At 40.8% G+C, this 3202-nt stretch carries 2 protein-coding genes; both read right to left on the bottom strand.

Annotation, left to right across the window (positions count from 1 at the left end):
• The coding region (locus tag PSF16_RS16985; protein WP_272689763.1) for a DUF3999 family protein at positions 1-930 on the bottom strand (930 nt) is incomplete at its 3' end.
• Between the two features lie 2 nt (positions 931-932).
• Positions 933-3202: DUF2339 domain-containing protein (locus PSF16_RS16980; RefSeq protein WP_272689762.1), on the bottom strand; the 2270-nt coding region annotated here is incomplete at its 5' end.

Here is a 3202-nt window from a genome sequence, read left to right as displayed (position 1 = left end):
AATTTCGTTCAACGGCTGAGGTGCTGGCAAACGATAAATCACTTGCTCTCGCGTAATACCATCATTTGTTACTTCAAATAAGAAAGATTCCTGACGGTGGAAGGAATTCATCACATACTGAATTCCCGTGACCGATTGTAAAAGTGGGATTTCATTTTCTGGTGTACTCACTGTCACTAACATAAGATAGGGTGCAACAGGTCCCGTACTTTCCTCTCTCAATAATTCAATGGTATTGCTTGCCACAACCCCAGAGTCTAGCTTCAAGCTCATTACAGGTTGATTAGCGGCAATGTTCACCCAATTTTTTTTATCGGTGCTGAAATAGACGAACACTTTTGCTTGCCAATCTCGGTTACTTTGATCCCAACCTAAATTTAAATTCGACAAAACACCGGCTTCTTTAAGTTGATCACGCGTCAAAAAATACGCTTGATAAGTGGTTTTTTCTTTTCTTTGCAGATTGGGTAATTCAATACGATTCGTTTTGCCAGGTTCGGTTTCCACCAATAAATATTGGCTATCAAATTGAGTGTTATCGCTAGAATTCACATTATCTGGACGCGTCACTAAACGTTGAAAATTAAAGTTCACATTCGTCGTCGCAATTGATTTATTAGTATCAAAAAACAACGCTGTCGGGATTTCATTTCCCGTCCCATTGAAGACACGAACATCTTGCAGAGTATCAGGGTAGGCAGACCCCATATAAGCCTCTGAAGGTAACTCTAACCAATAAAACGGACTGTTCCTGTCTGGAGTAGAAAGCTCTTTTCCTTGATAGAAGTCATAAGGGTTTACCTCTTTCAAGTTATCGGCTTTTGAGTCGTTGGCATAACTCCCAGATGAAAATAAGCATATCGAGGAAAAAAGTGTTAACCACCCACCTAATGTTGTTGCGTATTTCACTGCTACTTTCATACAGTTCATAACTATTTTTCCTGTATCTCAATGTCCATTTTATGCTTTGGTGGTAATGGAGAAAAATACCCTACAACCAAGATCAACACCGCGACGGCAATAAAAGAGACCGCACGGGAAATACCATCCTGCCCATACACATCAATAAGAAAAAGTTTTGCTATGACGCACACAAAAATGGCAGCGCCGCCAAACCACCATACACGGCTTTTCTTCACAGCGGCAATCACCATACAAACGAGTGCCGCAATCCCCCAACTAATGGAAAGCACGGTTTGAACTAAACGCGAGTCAAATAAAATATGTCGGTTCCACGTAATATTGGCAAAATCCGCTGTTGCACGAAGAATGATACCGTTATACCAAAGAAGCGTTAGCCCGATGATCACCACCATGAGTCCGTTCACCACCCCCGTTTCAAGTGGTGTTACTTTTCTTAGCTTCTCCATAAAGCCTTTACGCATCAGCAACAGCGCAGCAATGCTAAATAGACCCGCTTCATCAAGCGGGTTGACTAATGGGACATAGCTCCAGAAGGTCAGTTTCCCATCCTCCAGGTTAGACCAAGAAGACAGTACCACCAGCACCGCCATAAGCGGCAATATGCTATACCAGTACAGCAGCCCTTTTCGACGCATCGGTACAAATTTGTTATGTTGCAACCAATAGAGAACTAAGACCAATAAGGTCATCGACATGATGTAAATAAAGTAACCCAGCTCATGCATTCCCCATGGAAGATTCACCACAAACCAGTGAACTTGGGTTGCAACAAACCCAATAATTAACCATAAATTGGCAACGTGCATTCCGCGCCGAATATAGAGATTCTGAGTACGATAAGCATGCATCACAAATAGCACTGAGCTTCCAAGAATGACCGGCCAGATGAGTGAGCCTTCACCGCGCCCCATAGGATTATTTGCATCAATAAAATCTAATGCTAAATAGTAATATGCCACTGCCCATAGTAAGAACTGACATAGAACTAATGGGATCCAATTAATTTTTTGACCACCAAGACGCCAGCACCATGCTGAAATCAACACCAATGCCAAAATGATTAGACTTTCAACTTCGCTATTCCATGACAGCATACTGGTAAATTCAGGCACCCAAGCAAACCAGACTAATAAACCGAGGAATAAAAATAGGTAACTGAGAACAGTGAAATAACGTGTTTCTTTATGACGCACATGAAATAACCCGCCTGCAAAAAAGCAAACCGCGATTAAGCTTGGCATCATATAAATGACATTGTCACTCCAATAATAGTATGGGTAATCGCTTAATATCATTAATGCACTAATTGCAATAAGTAAGCAGGAAGTCATCGCCAATTTTTTGTGCCCTTGATTGAGCGCAAACCACAACATGGCAAAGCCTTGTAATGACCAAACAATCGTTGTCCATTCAAATGACAGAGCAAGGGGTACTGCTAACGTAACAAAGCTAGCACCAATAATAATATTGCCCAATGCCATATTTTTACCCACGGAACTAAAACGTTTATGGAGCCTGATACTTGCTATGAGATACAACAAACCGATGAGTAAAGAAATAAAGGCTGGCAATAATCCTATTCCACCCGAAATAGCAAATTGCAGCGAAATACTCATCAATGGCGGGAAGAATAATAAAGTATTATCGACGACTAGCTGTTTACTATGCTCAAAACGTAAAGCAAATAATTGAGTTAATACATTGAATACAATCAGGTTGGCAATGATAAATAGTTGGCAGGAGAGATAATAATCATAATTGTAATGTTCCATTCCCCATAATACTGCTACCCCATAAGTCATGAACATTCCGACTAGGTTTAATGGGCGCCATGCTTGCCAAAAGCTAATCACCAAAATACCTATCGATAGCATGAGGTAATAGGAGAATAGAACAATATGACTCCCGCCCCCAGAAGACAGTAATATTGGTGCTAAATATCCCCCTAGAGATGCCAAGACTGCCAAGCTAATAGTGCGTTGTAACAACGCTAAAGCAATACTTGCCGAACAGATAATGAGCATTGCCACAAATGCAAATCCATAAGGGATCATGGCATACAGCTTAAAGCCAGCAAAAACGGTTATGTATAAACACCCAATTGCTCCACCCTGTAAGATCAAGCCAAATAATGCTTTTTTCTTGCGTAGCCACCAACCAACACAGAGTAAAACTAAGCAGCCAGCGGCACTAAACACTAATCTTAATTCTGGAGATATAATCTCATTTTGCACGCTGTAATTGAGTAAATAAGCAACACCTAGAAATAATAATAAAA

It is taken from the genome of Providencia sp. PROV033 (genome assembly GCF_028484855.1).
In the GTDB taxonomy this organism is placed as follows: domain Bacteria; phylum Pseudomonadota; class Gammaproteobacteria; order Enterobacterales; family Enterobacteriaceae; genus Providencia; species Providencia alcalifaciens.
This window is presented reverse-complemented; position numbering and strand designations above follow the sequence as displayed.